The organism is Acinetobacter sp. 766875 (genome assembly GCF_000582055.1).
Lineage (GTDB): Bacteria > Pseudomonadota > Gammaproteobacteria > Pseudomonadales > Moraxellaceae > Acinetobacter > Acinetobacter nosocomialis.
The window spans coordinates 25,669-47,597 of record NZ_JEXX01000015.1; the positions used below are offsets into that span (position 1 = coordinate 25,669).

Annotated in this window: 16 protein-coding genes and 1 pseudogene; 11 read left to right on the top strand and 6 right to left on the bottom strand. The window is 41.4% G+C overall.

The window, feature by feature from the left end:
- Positions 1-16: 16 nt before the first annotated feature.
- Positions 17-1,681 (top strand): cholesterol oxidase, encoded by a 1,665-nt coding sequence (choxAB, locus tag J576_RS13020; protein WP_002156857.1) that lies wholly within the window; start codon positions 17-19, stop codon positions 1,679-1,681.
- Between the two features lie 64 nt (positions 1,682-1,745).
- Here the strand turns inward: choxAB and J576_RS13025 are convergent, their stop codons facing one another.
- The 3 genes from J576_RS13025 to J576_RS13035 form a co-directional block, all read right to left on the bottom strand.
- Entirely contained in the window at positions 1,746-3,944 is a 2,199-nt protein-coding gene (locus tag J576_RS13025; RefSeq protein WP_002156867.1) for an OsmC domain/YcaO domain-containing protein, read from the bottom strand.
- A 252-nt stretch (positions 3,945-4,196) separates the two neighbouring features.
- Positions 4,197-5,477, bottom strand: coding sequence for an OprD family outer membrane porin (locus J576_RS13030; protein ID WP_002156825.1), 1,281 nt, complete (start codon positions 5,475-5,477; stop codon positions 4,197-4,199).
- Between the two features lie 31 nt (positions 5,478-5,508).
- The gene (locus tag J576_RS13035; RefSeq protein ID WP_002156830.1) at positions 5,509-6,855 is read right to left on the bottom strand and encodes an MFS transporter; all 1,347 of its coding nucleotides are present in this window, start codon (positions 6,853-6,855) and stop codon (positions 5,509-5,511) included.
- A 491-nt stretch (positions 6,856-7,346) separates the two neighbouring features.
- Here J576_RS13035 and J576_RS13040 point away from each other — a divergent pair, with 491 nt between their 5' ends.
- The gene (locus J576_RS13040) at positions 7,347-8,423 is read left to right on the top strand and encodes an aromatic ring-hydroxylating dioxygenase subunit alpha (RefSeq protein ID WP_000470071.1); all 1,077 of its coding nucleotides are present in this window, start codon (positions 7,347-7,349) and stop codon (positions 8,421-8,423) included.
- Positions 8,424-8,435: 12 nt separating this feature from the next.
- The gene (locus J576_RS13045) at positions 8,436-9,380 is read left to right on the top strand and encodes a PDR/VanB family oxidoreductase (protein ID WP_002156863.1); all 945 of its coding nucleotides are present in this window, start codon (positions 8,436-8,438) and stop codon (positions 9,378-9,380) included.
- A 43-nt stretch (positions 9,381-9,423) separates the two neighbouring features.
- Here J576_RS13045 and J576_RS13050 read toward each other — a convergent pair whose 3' ends face one another.
- From J576_RS13050 to mhpT, 3 genes are all read right to left on the bottom strand, one after another.
- Positions 9,424-10,116 (bottom strand): GntR family transcriptional regulator, encoded by a 693-nt coding sequence (locus tag J576_RS13050; RefSeq protein WP_081400970.1) that lies wholly within the window; start codon positions 10,114-10,116, stop codon positions 9,424-9,426.
- Positions 10,117-10,222: 106 nt separating this feature from the next.
- Positions 10,223-10,681, bottom strand: a complete 459-nt coding sequence (locus J576_RS13055) for a MarR family winged helix-turn-helix transcriptional regulator (protein WP_000252463.1) — start codon at positions 10,679-10,681, stop codon at positions 10,223-10,225.
- A 70-nt stretch (positions 10,682-10,751) separates the two neighbouring features.
- Positions 10,752-11,984 carry a 3-(3-hydroxy-phenyl)propionate transporter MhpT gene (mhpT, locus tag J576_RS13060; RefSeq protein WP_002156870.1) on the bottom strand — a complete coding sequence of 411 codons (1,233 nt, stop codon included), beginning with the start codon at positions 11,982-11,984 and terminating at the stop codon, positions 10,752-10,754.
- Between the two features lie 247 nt (positions 11,985-12,231).
- On the opposite strand from mhpT, the gene J576_RS13065 reads away from it, so the two are divergent.
- From J576_RS13065 to J576_RS13100, 8 genes and pseudogenes are all read left to right on the top strand, one after another.
- A complete protein-coding gene (locus J576_RS13065) occupies positions 12,232-13,071 on the top strand; it encodes a p-hydroxycinnamoyl CoA hydratase/lyase (RefSeq protein WP_002040868.1) in 840 nt (279 codons plus the stop codon).
- A 37-nt stretch (positions 13,072-13,108) separates the two neighbouring features.
- Positions 13,109-14,560 (top strand): aldehyde dehydrogenase, encoded by a 1,452-nt coding sequence (locus J576_RS13070; RefSeq protein ID WP_002156839.1) that lies wholly within the window; start codon positions 13,109-13,111, stop codon positions 14,558-14,560.
- Between the two features lie 81 nt (positions 14,561-14,641).
- Positions 14,642-16,528, top strand: coding sequence for a feruloyl-CoA synthase (locus tag J576_RS13075; protein ID WP_171062653.1), 1,887 nt, complete (start codon positions 14,642-14,644; stop codon positions 16,526-16,528).
- Positions 16,529-16,602: 74 nt separating this feature from the next.
- Positions 16,603-17,742, top strand: a complete 1,140-nt coding sequence (locus J576_RS13080) for an acyl-CoA dehydrogenase family protein (protein ID WP_002156864.1) — start codon at positions 16,603-16,605, stop codon at positions 17,740-17,742.
- Positions 17,743-17,824: 82 nt separating this feature from the next.
- Positions 17,825-19,075: an OprD family porin gene (locus J576_RS13085; protein WP_025467898.1), complete on the top strand. Its 1,251-nt coding sequence runs from the start codon at positions 17,825-17,827 to the stop codon at positions 19,073-19,075.
- Between the two features lie 58 nt (positions 19,076-19,133).
- Positions 19,134-19,670, top strand: a pseudogene (locus J576_RS13090) (DUF3237 domain-containing protein).
- Between the two features lie 40 nt (positions 19,671-19,710).
- Complete coding sequence (locus J576_RS13095) at positions 19,711-20,100, top strand: PaaI family thioesterase (RefSeq protein WP_002156838.1); 390 nt, start codon at positions 19,711-19,713, stop codon at positions 20,098-20,100.
- A gap of 33 nt (positions 20,101-20,133) precedes the next feature.
- Positions 20,134-21,885: a tannase/feruloyl esterase family alpha/beta hydrolase gene (locus J576_RS13100; RefSeq protein WP_002156876.1), complete on the top strand. Its 1,752-nt coding sequence runs from the start codon at positions 20,134-20,136 to the stop codon at positions 21,883-21,885.
- The last annotated feature ends 44 nt before the right edge of the window (positions 21,886-21,929 follow it).

Consider the following 21,929-nt stretch of genomic DNA (forward strand, 5'->3'; position numbering starts at 1 on the left):
GACAGGAGCCTTTGGCATGGCATCAAACAATTATGACTATGATTATCTCATCATTGGTTCAGGCTTTGGCGGTAGTGTTTCTGCCTGCCGTCTCACCGAAAAAGGCTACTCAGTTGCTGTAATGGAAATGGGGCGTCGTTGGAAAGCTGAAGATTTTGCTAAAAATAACTGGAACACACGCCGCTGGATCTGGCGTCCGGGTATGAAACTTTTTGGTTATTTCAATATGCGGTTTTTTCGCCATGTCACTATTATTTGCGGTAATGCCGTAGGCGGTGGCTCAATTACCTATGCCAATACCCTGCTCGTCCCACCCGAACACATTTGGGATGAAGGCACTTGGGCAGATGCTGCAGACTGGAAAAATGAAATGCCGCAGCACTATGCCGAAGCAGAACGTATGCTTGGAGTGACTGATAATAAAATTCTGGGCCCTGCAGATCACATGTTAAAGAAAATGGGTGAAGCGGTAGGTGTAGGCCATACCTTTAAACCGACTCGTGTTGCAACCTTTTTTCCTCCTGAAGGTGAAGAAGGTGGAAAGACTTATCCAGACCCTTATTTTAACGGTGAAGGACCAGATCGTGGCACCTGTACAGCATGTGGTGGCTGTATGACAGGTTGTAAACACAATGCAAAAAATACTTTAGATAAAAATTATTTGTACTTTGCCGAAAAAAATGGCGCCAAGGTTTATGAAGAAACCAAAGTGGTTGATGTTAAACCGCTCAATGGCAAAGTCGATGGTAGTGATGGTTATGAAGTCACGACTGAATGCTCAAGCTCATGGTTTAACAAACAACGTCGTACTTGGCGGGTTCGTAACGTAATTTTCTCGGCATCTTCTTTAGGTACCCAAGAAATGCTATTCCGCTTAAAACAATCTGGTTCTCTACCAAATATTTCTGATGATTTGGGTAATCGGGTACGTACCAATGCGGAGTCTATCTTAGGGGTTCGTTTCTTTGATAAAGATGTCGATATGAGTAAGGGCGTTGCAATTGGTTCAAGCATCTATATTGACCATGATACTCATATTGAAGCGACTCGCTACCAAAGTGGTTCCGATGCTATGGGCCTCATGTGTACGTATATGGCAAAAGGTAAACCAGGTTGGACACGTATTTTTTATTGGTTATGGGTCCTCATTAGCCATCCACTTATATTCTTACGTATGAGCAACCCTGTTGGTTTTGCACGTCAAACCTTAATTTTCTTAGTAATGCAAACTGCCGATGCTTCAATTAACATGCGTTTAAAACGCAATTGGTTCTGGCCTTTTGGCAAGGTTTTGTCGAGTGAAGGAAAAAAGCTTCCTGTTTATATTCCACAAGCCAATACCTTTACTGAAAAAGTCGCCAAAATGTTTAATGGTCATCCAATAACGACCATTACCGAAATTTTATTTAATGTGCCTTTTACTGCCCACTGTATGGGTGGTTGCGCAATTGCTTCAAGTCCAGAGCGTGGCGTGGTAGATGGACAAAACCGTGTCTTTAACTATAAAAATTTATATGTTGTAGATGGTTCAATGTTAGGTGCCAATTTGGGCGTTAACCCAAGTCTTACCATTACAGCTCTTGCAGAACGTGCAATGTCTTATATTCCAGCTAAACATACTTTAGATGAGCAGCAAGATCACAGAGTAGAAACTGTAGAGCTAACAAAAGCTTCTGCTTAAACCAGCAAGTTGTTTTATAAAAAAAGCCTATTTAAAAATAGGCTTTTTTCTTTCACTTTTTAAATTACATCGCCACGGCTTTAGCGCGAGCTGCATGCAATTTTTTATAGCTCTCGATCAGACGTAAATGACGATCAAGTCCTTCTAGTTTCATGCTTGTTGGTGTTAAACCATAGAAACGAACACTACCCTCTACAGAACCTAGTACCGCATCCATTCGCGTGTCACCAAACATACGGCGGAAATTAGTCAAGTAGTCTTCAAGCTCGAGTTCTTCATCTAACATCACTTCAAGCACCACGTTCATGCACTGATAGAACAAGCCACGCTCAACGGTGTTGGTGTTATATTGCAAGTAAGTTTCGACAAGCTCTTTTGCTTCTTCAAACTGTTGTAAAGCAACATAAATCAGCAATTTCAGCTCTAAGATTGTGAGCTGTCCCCAAACTGTATTGTCATCAAATTCAATGCCAATGAGTGTGGTGATTTCAGTGTAGTCGTCTAGCTCGCATTCTTCTAAACGCTCAACCAATGCCTCAAGCTGTTCATCATCCAAACGATGCAGATTTAAAATATCTTCACGGAATGAAAGTGCTTTATTGGTATTATCCCAAATCAAATCTTCAACTAGATAAATTTCTGAGTAATCCGGTACTAAAATACGGCAAGCGGTCGCACCTAAGTGCTCATAGACTGCCATATACACTTCTTTGCCCATCTCTTCGAGAATGCCGAACAATGTTGCAGCTTCTTCTGCGTTCGACTCTTCGCCTTCACCAGAGAAATCCCATTCAACAAAGTCATAGTCAGATTTAGAACTGAAGAAGCGCCAAGATACCAAACCGCTTGAGTCAATAAAGTGCTCAACAAAGTTGTTTGGCTCAGTAACCGCATTACTTTGGAAAGTCGGTTGAGGTAAATCATTTAAGCCTTCAAAACTACGACCTTGAAGTAATTCAGTCAGACTACGTTCCAATGCAACTTCAAAACTTGGATGTGCTCCGAAAGATGCAAACACCCCACCCGTACGTGGGTTCATTAAAGTTACACACATTACAGGGAACTGGCCACCTAGTGATGCATCTTTAACTAATACAGGGAAGCCTTGCTCTTCTAGACCTTTAATACCAGCAACAATACTTGGGTATTTTGCTAATACTTCTTCAGGAACATCTGGAAGTGCAATTTCACCTTCTAAAATTTCACGTTTAACAGCACGTTCAAAAATTTCTGACAAGCATTGAACTTGGGCTTCTGCCAAAGTGTTGCCCGCACTCATACCATTACTTAAGTACAAATTTTCAATTAAATTTGATGGGAAATATACAACTTCATCGTCAGACTGGCGTACAAAAGGTAACGAGCAAATGCCGCGCTCTACGTTGCCTGAGTTGGTGTCATATAAATGTGTGCCAAGTAACTCATCATCCGGGTTATAAATCTCAAGACAGTATTCATCTAAGATTTCTTTAGGTAATTCACCATTTGGACCCGGTTTAAACCATTTTTCATCTGGATAATGCACAAATTCAGCATTGGCAATTTCTTCACCCCAGAACTGGTCGTTATAGAAGAAGTTACAGTTTAAACGCTCAATAAACTCGCCCAATGCAGATGCCAAAGCACTTTCTTTAGTTGCACCTTTACCATTGGTAAAGCACATCGGAGACTGCGCATCACGAATATGTAGCGACCATACATTTGGAACAATATTACGCCAAGACGCAATTTCGATCTTCATGCCCAAATTTGCCAAAATGGCAGACATATTGGCAATGGTTTCTTCTAATGGCAGGTCTTTACCTTGAATATAGGTATGGTTTTCAGAAGTTAAGCTTGGCAATAACAATGCTTGTGCATCTGCATCAATGCTTTCCACTTCTTCAATAATAAATTCAGGACCCGTTTGAATCACTTTTTTAACAGTACAACGGTCAATCGAACGTAAAATCCCTTGGCGATCTTTCTCTGAAATATCGGCTGGTAATTCAATTTGAATTTTAAAAGTTTGTTTATAGCGGTTTTCAGGATCAACAATATTATTTTGCGATAAACGAATATTATCGGTTGGGATATCTCGAGCTGCACAATACACTTTTACAAAGTACGCTGCACACAATGCTGACGATGCTAAAAAGTAGTCAAATGGGCCCGGTGCCGAACCGTCACCCTTGTAGCGAATTGGTTGATCGGCAATTACCGTAAAGTCATCGAACTTAGCTTCCTGTCGAAGATTGTCGAGATAATTAACCTTGATTTCCATGCTGGCACCTAAATATTTTTATGTGTCAGCACAGACACATAAAATTCTAAATATTGAAAAATAAGCCGAATCACAGCGAAGAAATTGACTTAAAAAAATGAGAGATTAAAGCCATGTGTTTAATGAGCGACTCAATGGGCTTTAATAAGATTGGCGGTATTATAGAGGGATTTTGTGCAGTTGATAACTAAAGTTAAAACATTGCTGCTCACAATGTTTTAACTTGTCTTGAATTTAGTTAAATATTGAACGTTAAAATTTAAAGGTGTAATCGACATTCAAACGTGTTTCATTTGTCGAATGAAATGTCATATTACTTGGCATATCGTTGCGATAGTGAGAAAAACGAGCTCGCACTCCCAAACCTTTTAACTTACCTTCAGGAATTTTATAGCCTAAATCAAATTCCATCGACTCTTCTTTAAAACGCTGATCGCCATATTGCAATAAATCAATGTCTTCACCTTTTGCGTAGCGAGTCATAAAACGCAGTCCGTTTAATGAAACATCACCTACCCGCGCATTTTTAAAGTCATATTCATAACGAATCGAATAGACTTTTTCGTCTTTATTTGAATAGTCCGAACTCATAAAATCAAGTACAACTGGACTTTCAGTTCCCGACAAAAATGGTAAACCGGTCGAGCCAAATGACTGCATGTAGCCCAAAGAAACTGTATGGTTTTGATAGTTCAAGCCAAATAAGCCACTAATATGTCGGTTATCGACCACTCCTATTTTTTTACTTCCAGTTTCTTCACTATTAAAAAACCGTACGTCACTTAAAAAATTAAGTTGATCATTTAAAGGTTGTTTGCCGTTAAAACCTAAAAATTGTTGCTGGTAAATGTCTTTGAGTTCAGCATGGTAAGCCCGTAGACGATAATCCTTTAACTGATAGCTTCCACCTAATGTATAAAAAGAATCGGTAGTTGCCGCTTTGTCAAAACGATAATTGATATTGTCTGTTCCAACATCGGTATAACGAATCGAATCACGTTGACGTACTTCATCAACATAAAAACCTTCGAGTTGAAGATTTGGAATTTCATTTGAAACAAAACGGATACCACGGTAAGTCTGAGGGAACAAACGCGCTGGCGATGAAAATAGGGTTGGTAATTGCGGAACTAGGTCACCCACAAAAAGCTCATTTTTTCTAAATTTAGCCTTCCCTGTAATACCTATTTTTCCATAATAATCATCACGCGTGTTATCGGTATTCACTGGGAGTAAGCCACTACGTGCATAGTCATCTGCTCGATTTCCCATCAGATTAAAACCTGCCATTGCTAGTACATCAACACCGAACCCAACTGTCCCTTCGGTATAACCCGACTGTCCTTTAAAAATTAAACCCTGCGCCCAATCTCTGGCTGCTGTATAGGGATATGGGTCTTTTTTATAATCTCGGTCAAAGTAAAAATTACGTAATGTCAGCTCAGCTTTACTATCTGCAATAAACTCAGCATGCACAACTTGACTAAATAATGGGCACAAGCATACCCCCACCCATAATGGTGTCTTTTTCATTTTTTATCTCAACTATTTAATTTTTAATGGATTAAGGTGTTGTTTTAAGCGAGTAGTTTTGCTCTTTCTTACTTCGGTAAAAAGCACTACCCAAACTTAAAATCAGGAAAATAGCCAAAATAAAGACCACACCGTAATAGGCATACAGTGTTGCGGGTGCTATACCTTTATCCAGAAAAATGCCTGCAACCGTTGGCGATAAAATTGCCCCAATACGACCAAAACCAATTGCATAGCCCACGCCGCGACTACGGATTTCGGCATCATAAATTGTTGGAGAAATCGAATATAAACCTGCTACACAGCCATTAATGAGTGTGCCAAGTAATAGCCCAACCATGAGTGCAATGCTGACTTGAGATGAGACTGCGACAAATAGGAAAACACATGCCGAGGTTAACCCTAAGAACAAACTCAAGGCATAGAAGATTTTCATGCGTGATGCCAATAAACCAATAATAGCTGCCCCGAAAATACCGCCAATACTAATTAAAATGCCTGTACTTACGCCCTGGTGTGGCGACATCCCCATTGAAATAAGAATTTTTGGTGTCCAGCTCATCACGAAGTAAAAGCCAAACATCACTAAAAAGAATGCAAACCACAAACAAAGTGTTTGAAATCCAAGTTGTCCAGCAAATAATTTGCCCAGTTCACTACCATTTTGCGTGCTGATTTTTTCATAATGCGGCATAACTGGTAATTCGTTTAGCCCCATACGATTTACAGTTGCATTAATACGCTCTAGTGCCTGTTTTGGTCGTTTCGCGAGTAAGTAATCTAAAGATTCTGGTAATAACCATGCGCTGATCAGTAGCATTGCAATGGTTGTAACCCCACCTGCTAAAAAGATTGAACGCCAACCTAAATGCTCAATCAATGCCAGTGATAGCACTCCGCCAAGTGTCGCGCCAATTCCATAACCAGTAGACATTAAACTCACTGCAAGACTGCGCCAGCGAGCATTGGCATACTCACTTGCCAAGACATTACTACTCGCAAGAATCCCGCCTACCCCAATTCCGGTAATAAACCGAAGTGCTGCCAACATGCCATGACTTTGCACCAAAGCACAGCCCAACATACTCAGACCTGCAATAACAAGACAAACTAAGATGAGTAAACGGCGACCGATTTTATCGGCTAAAGGCGCTAGAAAAATGGAACCAGCAGCCATCCCAAAAAGGCCTGAACTAAGCAATAAGCCAATTTGTGCGCCTGAAAGTGACCATTCTGCTGACACGGACGGAGCGGTAAATGCCATTACCATCACATCAAAGCCATCAATAATATTGAGACAAATACAGATCAAAATGATGAACCATTGATAACGGCTCATATTATTGTGATTGATCTCACTTAGAACATCTCTTTCCATTTGTGCATCTCCCAATGTGGATAAGAGATACACACGACATTGCTAATATGAGCGATTAAGTGGTTATGCATATCCGTATCCATCATGACCTAGAGGAATATTTGTTTTTAGGAGCATCCTGCTCTTTTTCTATACTGAATATTTGGATCCAAAAAATCAACAATATTTTTAAAATTTAATACCCATCAAATTAAATATCTGAAAAATATAAGTATAATTTATTTAAAATTACAAATGTGGATCCATAAAAATTTATCTATTTTCAATTTTACAACTCGAAGGATTTCTCCTTATCCCTCTTTTAACCCAATAAATATGGATCCAAATTAAACTTCAATGACCAAAACTTTTAAAAAATAAAAAAATCTGAATTAATATTAAAGATGCAAACAATCAAGGAAAGTAATGTAAAAAAAGATCCTGCTTATCAATTGACCAATATTTTTATTTATTATAAATTGGATCCAATAAGTGATAAGGAGTCGTCACAAATGTTTATTAAAAATGCTTGGTATGTAGCTTGCCGTCCAGAAGAAATCCAAGATAAACCATTAGGTCGCACCATCTGTGGTGAAAAAATCGTTTTTTATCGTGGTAAAGAAAACCAAGTTGCAGCCGTTGAAGATTTTTGTCCGCATCGTGGTGCCCCACTCTCACTTGGCTATGTCGAAGATGGCAACCTTGTCTGTGGCTACCATGGCTTAGTCATGGGTTGTGACGGAAAGACCGTTTCAATGCCAGCCCAACGTGTAAATGGTTTCCCTTGCAATAAAGCATATGCAGTTGTTGAAAAGTTCGGCTTTATTTGGGTATGGCCAGGTGAAAAGGCTTTAGCAGATGAAGCAAAACTCCCAACTTTAGAATGGGCAGATCATCCGGAATGGAGCTATGGCGGAGGCTTGTTTCACATTCAGTGCGACTATCGCCTAATGATCGACAACCTAATGGATTTAACCCATGAGACCTATGTTCACTCAAGCAGTATTGGGCAAAAAGAAATTGATGAAGCCCTGCCAGTAACTAAAGTTGACGGTGACCATGTCATTACCGAACGCTATATGGAAAATGTGATCGCACCTCCATTTTGGCAAATGGCCCTTCGCGGCAATCATTTAGCAGATGATGTACCTGTCGACCGTTGGCAACGCTGCCACTTCTTTGCACCAAGTAATGTCCACATTGAAGTAGGTGTAGCGCATGCTGGACATGGTGGTTATCACGCACCGAAAGACAAAAAAGTGTCCTCAATTGTGGTCGATTTTATTACACCGGAAACTGAAACCTCTCACTGGTATTTCTGGGGAATGGCACGTAACTTCCAGCCAGATAATGCTGAACTCACCGATCAAATTCGTGAAGGCCAAGGCAAAATCTTTACTGAAGATTTAGAAATGCTGGAGCAACAGCAGCAAAATATTTTAAACAATCCACATCGCAAGTTACTGATGCTCAACATCGACGCAGGCGGTGTCCAGTCTCGTAAGGTCATTGACCGACTACTTGCCGAAGAAAATAAAACACCTCCTGAAACGTCCACACAGAAGTTTCCAAACATTCGGATTATTTAAAGGAGCATGAACATGGACGTTATTATTCAAAAAATTCACCAGCTCACTCCGACCATTCGTGCTTTTGAATTGGTTGCAGCAAATGGTACGGAGCTGCCGAGTTTTGAAGCAGGTGCACATATTGATGTGCATCTAAAAAACGGCCTCACCCGTCAGTATTCACTTTCAAACTGCTGCACTGAAAAACATCGTTATGTCATTGGTGTTTTACATGATGCCAATTCACGCGGTGGCTCACGTTGCATTCACACCGAATATCGTGAAGGCGATCATTTAAAGATTGGTGAACCTCGTAATTTATTTGAAATTCACCCTCAAACCAAACAAGCGGTTTTATTTGCGGGTGGTATTGGTATTACCCCTATTTTGTCGATGGCATATCGGCTTAAGTCAGCCAATACTCCTTTCGAATTGCACTACTTTGTTCGTAGTCATGAAATGATTGCCTTTTATGGCAATTTAACCGAGCACTTTGGTAAGCAAGTCCATTTTCACATTCAAGACCAACCAGACACCGAATGTAATATGGCAGAGACGTTGTGCCAAGCTTCACCTGATAAACACTTATATGTGTGTGGGCCTACAGGGTTTATGCAGTTTGTCATGAATTCTGCCGAGCAAGCAGGTTGGCATAGCGAACAGTTACATCAAGAGCATTTTGTCGCGCAAAAGGTAGATACCTCCAACGATGAAGCTTTCACCATTGAAGTGAAAGGTACGGGCCGCCGAATTGAAGTCTTACCAGAGCAGACTGCTACTGAAGCATTAATTGCGAATGGTTTTGATATTCCTGTTTCGTGTGAACAAGGTATTTGTGGTACCTGTATTACCCGTGTGGTAGAAGGCACTCCAGATCATCGAGATATGTTTATGACCGATGAAGAACACGCATTGAATGACCAATTTACGCCTTGCTGTTCTCGTGCAAAAACTAAAAATCTTGTGATTGAACTTTAATACCCCAGTTCCTTTATTCAAAAATAAAGGAACTTATTTCGGCTTAAGCACTTAAAATATTTCTTAGGGTTTCACCCAAAATCACCACACTACTGTGTTCACGCATTAAGGTTTCAGCACGCCCTGCTTGACGATTTACCAATGCATCGAAAATCGAACAATGCTGCAAATGTGCATAGTGCAAACGGCGATATTCTGACAAAGCTTGGTTCTGGTCATAGGTAATGGCTTGGGCAGAAGCCATTGGCAATTGATTATTTTTAGCCAACGCTTGGATGAGCGCAACGTTTTGCGCCCCCTCAATAATGGTGTCATGAAAGATGATATTAAAATGATGATAACGTTCTAGTTCAGCATCACCGAACTCGCCTTTTTCATTAAACAGTTTTTCTGTTTCCTGAATGCAATGTTGCAACGTCTTTTTCTGCTCTTCGCTTAAGCCTTGTTCTGCCAAAGTTTTCGCAGCCAATCCTTCCAGTACCCCTCGCACTTCAAGTGCGTCATGCACCAGTTTTCCGGAAATTTCACGAACCGTGTAACCACGGGTTGGATTTTTAATGAGGAGACCTTCTTGTTCGAGCAACCGAAAGGCTATACGAACAGGCTGGCGTGAAACACCAAGTAACTCGGCAGTAGGAATCTCGGCAATTCTGGCACCGCCTTCAAGTTCCCCTGAAATAATCATTTTTCTTAGTTTTAGTAAAACTTGTTGTCCTGAAGACATTCGTTGCCACACATCATCAAAAACGTCACTTCGATGCTAGCAAGTTCATTTGCAAAATGAAATCAATTTTCTGTGTGAATCAGTACTTAGCAATTTAACTCAACCTAAACAAATACACTTATTTAAAATTTTTAAGATTATTGACCATAATATCGAGGTTATTTCGAATTAAATAAGCCAAGTTAATATCAATACCTTCAAGCATTTTTTCTTCGACTTTTAAAACCACTTCATTGCATTTGTTTAACTTTTCAATCCCACTTTCGGTCAAGGTAATTAAAATACGGCGGCCATGTGTTGGGTCCGGTTTTTTCTCAATCCAGCCATTCACCAGTAAATCTTGCAAAATTTTGTTGGCAGATTGCGGCTTTATAAAAGAACGCTCAGCGAGCTTAGCATTAGATAAATTACTTTTTGAAGCTAAAACAGAAAGTGCGGTAAATTGCGGTAAGGTAATTTCAAGCTCTTTTAAATGTTCTGTTAAATGTTTACTAATAATTCGGTCAACACGAGCAATCATGTAACTTAACTTAGGCTCATCTTCTACTTTTTTTTGAACTAAATTCGAACGTACCATAACCTTTCAATCATCATAAGAAAATCTGTAGTGAAAGTATGAGGTTCTAACCCCATACTTTCGTTAAAACTTAGCGAGCACCTGAGCTTTGTACTAAATGTACAGGCTGTTTAGGTTTTTTGACAAGAAGTAATGCAGAGATCGCTGCAATTAAAATCACTGGAATACTTGAACCAATCACAATGGTCGAGCTTTGTCCAAGTGAGAGTAAAAAACCAGCCATTAAAGGCCCAGCAAATGAACCAATACGCCCGATTGCAACCGCTGCGCCAACTCCGGTTCCACGCATTTCGGTTGGATAATACATGGCAGCCAAACCATACAGCGCCGATTGTCCACCCACAATGAATAAACCACAACCCACTGCCGAAAGTGCAAGTAAAGCAACGGTTGGAGAAATTGCTAAACAACAAAGCGAAAATAAAATGCCGAGATAAATCAGCTTAATCACAAAGCTCATGCGTAATTTATCAAGCAATACGCCCATCAGAACCGAACCTAAAATTCCGCCAATGTTATAGCCCATCTGTACATAGTTTGCCTGTAGTTTTGATAATCCCTGCGCACCCATGAGTAACGGCAACCAGTTCAACAAAAAGTACAACACCACCAATGTGCAGAAAAAACTTATCCAAAGCTGAATGGTCGACATACGACGTTCTTTGGCAAATAAAACTTCAAAGAATGGCGTGGTTTGCTGTGCTTGAACTTTACGTTGCAGATAATCATTTGACTCAGGCAAAAAGCGCATAATCAGTGGAATGAGTAAAATAGGCGCAATCCCACCAATATAGAAAATATGACGCCACTCTGCATCGCCTGCCAACGACATAGCAACGACGGAAGTGAGTAAGCCACCAAAAGGAATGCCACTATACATCACACTAACCGCAGTACCTTTGTGCTGGTCAGGTACAGCTTCAGAGGCAAGCGTAATCATCATGGGTAGCGCCCCACCCATTCCCAAGCCGGTACAAAAACGAATAAGCAGTAACAGACTAAAATTGGCCGCATAGGCGGTTAGCAAAGACATAATTCCAAAAAGTAAGATACTAAAAATCAGAATTTTCTTACGCCCGACAATATCGGCAAACCGACCACCTAATATTGCGCCTGGGAGAGTTCCCAAAATTGCAGCACTAAATGCCCACGCCATCTGGGCATTATCTAACATAAACTCAGCCCGCATTCGTGGAGCGGCTACCCCCATTGATTGAAGATCAAAGCCTTCAAAAATTGCTATGGCAAAGCACAGTAGCAATGTGATTTTTGCCCTTGAAGGCTGTCCTGATATTTTTTCCATTGTGTTGTCCTTTATTGACTAGTCGTTCCATTTAGCCCTTTGTGTATTATTTTTAAACACACCAAAAATATCAGTTAAACTTATTAAAAAATCAACACATTTTTATTTAAAATTAATTTTTAAAATAATTAATATTTAAAATACAACAAATTATAAAATATTTATAAGATTTTCCAAAAAAGACTTGAATGTAAGTTTAACTGATATTAGATTAAATCCCAGAACAGCAAAAAATCATTCAAGGAGTATGAAGATGAGTTATGAAAACCGCTGGGAAACAGTAGATGTTAAAGTTGAAGATGGAATTGCATGGGTCACTTTAAACCGCCCTGAAAAGAAAAATGCCATGAGCCCAACTCTCAATCGTGAAATGATTGATGTACTTGAAACACTAGAGCTTGATCAAAATGCCAAAGTTTTGGTTCTGACCGGTGCAGGTGACTCTTGGACAGCGGGTATGGATTTGAAGGAATATTTCCGTGAAGTCGACACTCAACCAGAGATTTTCCAAGAGCGTATTCGTCGTGACTCATGTCGCTGGCAGTGGCAACTTCTTCGTATGTATTCAAAGCCAACCATTGCCATGGTTAACGGCTGGTGTTTCGGAGGCGGTTTCTCACCTTTAGTGGCGTGTGACCTAGCAATTGCAGCAGATGAAGCAACTTTCGGCTTATCTGAAATTAACTGGGGTATCCCGCCGGGCAACCTTGTAAGCAAAGCAATGGCAGATACCGTAGGTCATCGTGCATCTTTGTATTACATCATGACAGGTAAAACCTTTAGCGGTAAAGAAGCCGAAACCATGGGACTTGTGAACAAAAGCGTACCGCTTGCCCAATTAAAAGCAGAAGTAACTGAACTTGCAAATTGCTTACTCGAGAAAAACCCTGTGGTTCTTCGTACTGCTAAAAATGGCTTTAAGCGTTGCCGTGAACTCACTTGGGACCAAAACGAAGATTACTTATATGCCAAGCTTGATCAATGTATCCACCGCGATACTGAAAACGGTCGCCAAGAAGGTTTGAAACAATTCTTAGATGAAAAATCAATTAAACCGGGTTTACAGAGTTATAAACGTACTGGTTAACTTTTGATTCTTTAATGGCAATGTAAGGACGCAACCCATGCAAAATGTACAGTTACTTATTCACGGTCAATCTGTTGATGCATCAAATCAGGCAACTTTTGAGCGTATTAGTCCAATTGATGGAACGGTAGCAACTAAAGCTGCTGCTGCAACACTGGAAGATGTTGATCGTGCAATCGATTCGGCACAACAAGCTTTTAAAGTATGGTCGAAACTCTCGCCTACCGAGCGCCGCTTACGCTTATTAAAAGCAGCCGATTTAATGGACCAAAAGACCGAGCAATTCATTCGAACTGGAATGCAAGAAACAGGTTCAACTGCAACATGGTATGGGTTTAACGTTCACCTTGCTGCCAACATGTTACGTGAAGCAGCAGCAATGACCACACAAATTGACGGAAGCCTGATTCCGTCAGATGTGCCGGGCAATCTTGCAATGGGTGTAAGGGTTCCTTGTGGTGTCATTGTTGGCATTGCACCTTGGAATGCACCTGTGATTTTGGCAACACGTGCGCTTGCCATGCCTTTGGCTTGTGGTAACACGGTTGTGTTAAAAGCGTCGGAAGCCTGCCCAGCAACGCATCGTTTAATTGGTGAAGTGTTACATGAAGCAGGACTAGGTGAAGGTGTCGTGAATGTGATTACACATGCCGCCGAAGATGCCCCACAAATCGTGGAGCGCTTAGTGTCTCATCCAGCTGTGAAACGCATTAATTTTACCGGTTCAACCAAAGTCGGAAAAATTATTGCCGAGACTGCTGCTAAATACTTAAAACCAGTTTTACTTGAACTTGGTGGTAAAGCCCCTGTTGTGGTTTTAAATGAGGCTGATATTAATGAAGCCGTAAATGCAGTCGCTTTTGGAGCATTCTTTAATCAGGGGCAAATTTGTATGTCGACCGAACGTGTTTTGGTTCAAGACAATATTGCCGACCAGTTTATTGAAAAACTGATTGAGAAAACCCGTTCTATTCAGGCAGGTAACCCAACCTCAAAAGACAATGTACTCGGTGTTTTAGAAAGTCGCCGCGCTGCAAACCGTATTCAGCATTTGCTGGAAGATGCTCAAAACAAAGGGGCTGACTTACCTTTAGGTATCCATATTGAAGACACCACCATGCAACCGACGTTAGTGCTCAATATTAAACCTGACATGCTGCTTTACCGCGAAGAATCTTTTGGGCCTGTATGCACAGTTCAACGTTTTTCAAGCATTGAAGAAGGCATAGCACTGGCAAATGACAGCGAGTTTGGTCTGTCTTCGGCAGTGTTTAGCCAGAATATTTCACAGGCATTAGAAGTGGCTAAACAGATTGATTCGGGTATTTGTCATATTAACGGCGCAACCGTACATGACGAAGCTCAAATGCCATTTGGCGGAACAAAATCAAGTGGATACGGACGATTTGGTAGTAAAGCATCTATTGCCGAGTTTACCGATTTACGCTGGATTACCATTCAAACCCAATCACGTCATTACCCGATTTAGTCAGGCTAATGCGAATACCGACATATTAAATAAAAATTGCATGATGCAAAAAATAAAGCGCAGTGATGCGCTTTCCATGGAGTGAAAGAAATGCAAATGAATGCCACTCAATCACAAGACCGCGAACGGTTCGTAAAATTAGGGCAACACGATATTCATTATCACTATAAAGATCAAACGCTCTATATCAGCCCAAAAGAGCAATTAAAACCGTATCCACAAAAACTGACAGATCGGTTAATTCATTTTGCACAAACCAAACCCGACCATATTTTTGCAGCAAAACGCAATGCTCAAGGCGAATGGGTCAAACTGAGTTATGCAGAAGTTCTACAACGCGCATGGCACATTGCTCAAGCTTTGCATGACCGTAATTTAAGCCAAGAACGACCACTCGTTATTTTAAGTGGCAATGATCTGGAACATTTAACACTTTCTATGGGTGCCATGCTGGCGGGGGTGCCTTTCTCGGCTATTTCCCCTGCCTACTCTCTGATTTCTCAAGACTTTGGCAAACTTAAACATGTGTTTGAAGTACTCACACCTGGTATGGTCTATGCCAGCGATGGACAAGCCTTTGCTAAAGCCATTCAAGCGTGTATTACACCTGATATTGAAGTGGTGACCAATAAAGGGATTGTGGGTGATCAGATCTGCACGTCTTTTCAATCGCTGTTAGATACACCAGTTTCAAATGTTCAAGAGTTTTATCAAACCCTTGATGAAAACCAAATTGCCAAATTCTTATTTACCTCGGGTTCAACCAAATTGCCTAAAGCTGTACCAACCACGCATTTAATGTTGTGTGTTAATCAGCAAATGTTATTGCAGACTTTCCCTGAGTTTGAAGAAACGCCGCCTGTCCTACTCGACTGGCTGTCTTGGCACCACACATTTGGCGGCAGTCACAATGTCGGCATCGCACTCTATAACGGCGGTACGATTTACATTGATGATGGCAAACCCGTTGCAGGAAAATTTGACGAAACCATTCGTAATCTCAAAGAAATTTCCCCAACAGTTTATTTAAATGTGCCAAAAGGTTGGGAAGAACTCACCGAAGCGTTAGAAAAAGATGAAGAATTAAGAGACCGCTTTTTTGCCAAAGTAAAAATTCTATTCTTTGCAGGAGCAGCGCTTTCAGAAGCGGGCTGGAATAGGCTCGATAAAATTGCCCAGCAACATTGCGGAGAAAAAATTCGCATCATGAGCGGATTGGGCATGACCGAAACTGCTCCCTCTTGTGCTTTTACAACTGGCCCACGCGTAATGGCTGGCTTTATTGGTTACCCTGCTCCGGGATGCGAAATTAAACTAGTGCCATGTGGTGACAAACTTGAGTTCTGTGTTCGTGGCAAACACGTCATGAAAGGCTATTGGCGGTTAAAGGCAGACCAGCAAAGTACTATTTTTGATGATGAAGGCTTTTTCCATACAGGCGATGCCGTTCGTTTAGTCGACATCAATGATCCGACTAAAGGTCTCATGTATGACGGACGAATTGCCGAAGACTTTAAACTCAATACAGGGACTTTTGTGAATGTGGGCACATTACGCAACAAAGTGCTCATTCAAGGTAATTTACTGATTCAAGATGTTTGTATTACTGGTTCAAACCTAAATGCGGTTGGCTTTTTGATTTTTCCAAAATTAGAAGCTTGCGCTCAATATGCAGGTCTTAAGCTTGGTGAACATTCTCAAGCAGAGATATTACAGCATCCTAAAGTCCAGCAATGGTTCCGCCAATTTTTAACAACCTTTAATAAAGATGCGACTGGCAGTTCAAACACAGTCTCAATGCTTTATTTAATGACCGAGCCACCTCAACTCGATGCAGGCGAAGTGACTGATAAAGGCAACCTCAATCAAAGCAGTATTACCAAGCGTCGTGCCGCTTTAATTGATGAGCTTTATCAAAAACAGACTGATAACCCGCTGATTATTCGGGTGCCCACCTTAAAACAATAAGCAATTGAAATAAAAAAGGAAGCTCAAACTTCGGTTTGGGCCTTAGCCTCACTTTTGCCAAAAAAAGGTTCAACATGCCACACGATACAGAATTTGAACTATTTCGGGACAGCTATCGCAGGTTCTTAAAAGAACAGGTTGCTCCGTATTATGAACAATGGGAACACGATGGCCTCATCCCACGTGATCTATGGCTTCGTCTTGGGGAAAATGGCTTTTTGTGTGTTGATGTGCCCGAGGAATATGGCGGCTATGGCGCTCCTGTTTATTACTCCCTCATGTTGGTTCAAGAAACTGCTCAAGCTGGTTTTGCGTCTTTGGCAGTTGCCATTGGCGGGCAAAATGAGCTGGTCTCTCCTTATCTGCAAAATATCGGAACTGAAGAGCAAAAACGCTATTGGCTACCAAAAATGGTGACGGGTGAAGTCGTCACTGCAATTGCCATGACAGAGGCCAATGCGGGTTCAGACTTACAGGCTATACGCACTCAGGCCATTTTAGAAAATGACCAATATCATGTGAATGGTTCAAAAACATTTATATCAAATGGCTTGCATGCCGACCTGATTGTTCTTGTAGCAAAAACCGATCCGCAAGCCAAAGCAAAAGGTATTTCGATTTTTTTAGTGGATGCTGCTTTAGACGGCGTTAAAAAAGGTCGCTCTTTACAAAAAATCGGGCTACATGCCCAAGATACAGCCGAACTATTTTTTGATGATGTTTGTGTGCCTGCAACTCAGCGTTTGGGGGAAGAAGGACAAGGCTTCGCTTATTTAATGCAAGAGTTACCGCGTGAACGTTTAAGCATTTCCATGATGGCTTTGGGGTCGATTTTAGGCGCCATCGAACTGACCAAAGACTATGTACTGGAGCGTAAAGCTTTCGGACAACCTTTAAGTCAAATGCAAAACACACGCTTTGTGCTGGCAAACGCGCAAATCAAAGCGAAAGCCGCCCAAGCCTTTGTAGATCAATGTGCAGCGCTATATCAACAACACCAGTTAAGCGTAACCCAAGTTGCCGCATTGAAGTGCTTTATTACCGATGTCCAATGTGAAGTGATTGACCAATTACTCCAGCTTTTTGGTGGCTACGGTTACATGCAGGAATACCCTATTTCACGCTTTTTTGTGGATGCACGGGTACAAAAAATTTATGGGGGAACCAATGAAATTATGAAAGAAATCGTGGCCCGAGAACTGCTCGGAAAATAATTCGATTTAAAAACAAAATAAGGCAGACACAACAACTATGCCTTATTTGACAACAAAAAATGTTATTTCAGGAAGAAATGCGATGTCGAAATTATGGATGTACTCTACCCTTATGCTCTCAAGTTCAGTGTGGGCTGGCAATTTTATTGATAACAGTTCAGTAGAACTCACCACACGAAATTTCTACTTTGACCGAGACTATCAAGTCCCATCAACTTATCCAGCAGCGAGGGACTGGACACAAGGGTTTATTCTCAAAGCCAATTCAGGCTATACCGAAGGAACCGTTAGTTTTGGGCTAGATGTACTGGCAACAGCAGGTTTTAAACTAGATGCAAGCGCCAAATACGCAGGTACAGGCAATTTACCTAGAGACACGCGTACCAATGAACCGGCAGACTCTTATGGAGAAATTGGCATCACAGCAAAAGCTAAAATGAGTCAAACTGAACTACGCATTGGTACCCTAATGCCAATGAACCCTGTTTTAGTGGCTTCACCTGCTCGATTGCTTCCCCAAACCTATCGAGGAATTTCACTCACCAGTAAAGATATTAAAGATTTCGATTTACAAGCCGCCTATATCGATAAGGTAAATCAAAGAGATTCAACCAACTATGAAAGAATTAAAATTTCTGGGGTAAATGGTCGATACAAAAGTGCTGAGACGAGCGGCCTTTATTATTTAGGTGGAAACTATCAGTTTGATCCTACACTCAAGCTTACCGCTTTTTATATGGATGTTGATGATCTTTATAACCAAACCATGGTGGGTGCATTACACCAATACAAAATTAATGACACCACCAACCTGAGTTCACAATTACGTTACTACCGCAGTCGAGACGACGGACAAGCAAAAGCTGGCTTAGTCGATAATGACCTTTACCATGCGCATTTCGAACTCAAACATCAAAACCATAAATTTATTTTTGGAACCTTCCAACATCACGGCGACACCGCTTTTCCGTATTTGACTGGCGGTGAAACTGGACTCCTTATTGATACATGGCCGGGTGAATTTTTAAACGCAAAAGAAAAAGCCTATAGCTTCCGCTATGAATATGACTTTAAAGATTATGTACCGGGTTTACGTTTTATGACCCGTTACACCACAGGTCACAATATTTATGCACCTAACTTAGGCGGAACCAATTTAAAAGAGCGAGAAACAGACTTCGATTTAGGCTACACCGTTCAAAGTGGCTGGTTAAAAAATCTAGGGTTACGTGCACGATATGCCATTTATGACAATAACATGCTCTCTACAGCAAATATCAAACCTGTAAACGAAACCCGTATCAACATCGACTACACATGGAAATTTAAATAATTCAAAACAAGAGGTTCTGTCACATATAGAACCTCTTTTTAATTTCGAGAAATTCATCATGAAGAAAGTTGTAACGCTACTCTGCACAATGAGTCTGATTGCCCTGACTCACGCTGAAACTCAATATAGCCCTCCACCTATTCAGCTTGAACCTTTAGCAAAATTTAGTGTTGATTTAAATGCCCCCGTTTGGGAGTTAGGCACAACCAGTGATGCAGGTAAACGCCGAATTATTCCCATTACAGGTGGCACATTCGAAGGCAAAACACTTAAAGGCCGTATTTTAAATAATGGCGCAGATTGGCAAATCGTTGACAGTAAAGGACTAGCCATTATTGATACACGATATTTGTTAGAAACCGATGACGGTGCACTTATTTATCTTCAAACCAAAGGTTAACGACATGGCTCAGCCGAAACACTAAAACAGCTTGCTCAAGGCAAAGATGTTGACCCGAAAAATTACTATTTCAAAATTACCATGCAGTTTGAAACCAGCTCACCTAAATACTCATGGCTGAACCAGACCGTTGCGGTAGGTAGTGCAATGCGCTTGGGCAAAGCGGTTATTTATGATGCCTACACCTTGAAATAATAATTTTTATAACACTTACAAAAAGAATGGAGCCTTCATTATGGATCAAAAAACTTTAGAACACTTACCGCCCATCCATCACCATTTGGGTGGACACAATATCCATTGGAATGACAAAAATACTGAACTTAACATCCACTACACAGCGCTAGAAAGCTTTACCAATCCACGCGGCACCGTTGAAGGCGGCATGATCTGCGCCATGCTTGACGATGTGATGGGACTTTTTGCATATCTCGCCAATGACCGTAAACCAGCTACTACCATTAACTTAACGATGGATTTTTTAAGGCCCTGTGCTGTGGGCGAAGTCATTACAAAATGCCGATTCATTAAACAAGGCAAAACCGTACTGAATCTCGAAAGTGAAGCTTGGCAAAACAACAAAATGATTGCTCGAAGCACAGCTAATTTTTTGGTTTTAGTTTAATTACAACCATTCATTCAATAAGGATATGAATAAATGAATTACACCAACAATAAACGAATTTTGACCCGCTCCGCTTTGGTGCTTGCCATGCTTGGTTCTTTGGCAGGCTGTGGAAGTGATAATGATGACACATCGGCTCCCTCTACAAACAAACCGCCACAGTTATCTCCTGCTGTTGGCGTAAAAATGATAGGAAGCTGTTCAGACTTACTGGGGTTTCAGTACAACAATACAGTCATTAGCTCCGCCACCCTTCAAGAAGCAGGCACATTGACTGTCGCTAACAAACCGATTGGCGCACATTGTTTGGTTAAAGGTTATATGGACCAACGTGTAAGTTCTGTCGATGGACAAACCTATCAAATTGGTTTTGAAATGCGTTTACCAATAGACTGGAATGGCCGTTTTCTCTATCAAGGTAATGGCGGAACCGATGGCAATTTAGTCCCTGCAACAGGTCAGGTCGGCAGTGGTGGTCCACTGACCAATGCCCTGCATGATGGTTTTGCTGTTATTTCCTCCGACGCTGGACATAACGCTTCACAAAATCCAATGTTTGGCTTAGACCCTCAAGCCAGAATTAACTACGGCTACGGAGCCATTACCAAACTCACGCCTATGGCAAAAAACCTAATTAAAGCCGCCTATGGTAAATTGCCAGACCGCTCCTATGCAGGCGGTACATCTAATGGTGGGCGTCATGCCATGATTGCCGCAACCCGTTTGGGCGACCAATATGATGGAATTTTAGCAAGCACACCAGGTTTTCATTTACCTCGTGCAGCTGCAGCCCAACTCTACACCGCACAACAGCTTCGTCGTGTCGCAACAGATGAAAATGACTTAAGTACCGCCCTGACCCTTTCAGAGCGTAAAGTTTTAGCAAAAGCGATTTTAGATCGATGCGATGCTTTAGACGGTGTTGCAGATGGACTGGTTCAAGACGTTGAGGCTTGCCGTACAGCTTTTGATATTCACAAAGATGTACCCGTTTGCTCAAGCACAAGAGATGGCACCTGCCTAAGCACTGAACAAATTGATGTATTAGCCAATATTTACCGTGGTCCTGTAAATTCGGCTGGACAAGCCCTCTATGCAACCCAGCCTTTCGACCCCGGTTTAGTGGGAAGCAACTGGGCAAGCTGGAAATTCGAATCTTCGGTGGGAACAGCACGTGACCCCGTTGCTGTCGGCATCCTTTTTCAGGTTCCACCAGACCCAACTGTGACTCAAAACTCTAGACAATTTGCCTTTAATTTTAACTTCGATACCGACTATCCAAAACTCTCGGCAACCAATAATGTGTACACCGAAAGTTCGATGTCATTCATGATGCCACCTGACGAACTTAATCTAGATAAACTTCGTAATCACGGTGGAAAAATGATTGTGGTACAAGGGACAGCAGATGGCGTTTTCTCTGTAGATGACACCCAAAATTGGTACGATCAACTGCTACAACACTATAAAAATGATACAAAAGGTACAGCGCCTGAATTTGCGCGTTTCTTTAGAGTTCCGGGCATGAACCATACCCGTGATGGCATTGCGACCGACCAATTTGATGCATTGACTGCTTTAGTTAATTGGGTGGAATATGGGCAAGCACCTGACAAAATCATTGCGACTGCACGCGGCGCAGGTAACCCAAGTGGTCAAGTGAATATTGAGCTTCCACAAGACTGGGCACCAGACCGCACCCGTCCACTTTGTCCTTACCCACTGATTGCTCGTTACAATGGGCAAGGTGATAGCGAAAAAGCTGAAAACTTTAGCTGTAAATAGCACCCTAAAAATTAAAAGAGAGCTTAACAGGCTCTCTTTTTTCA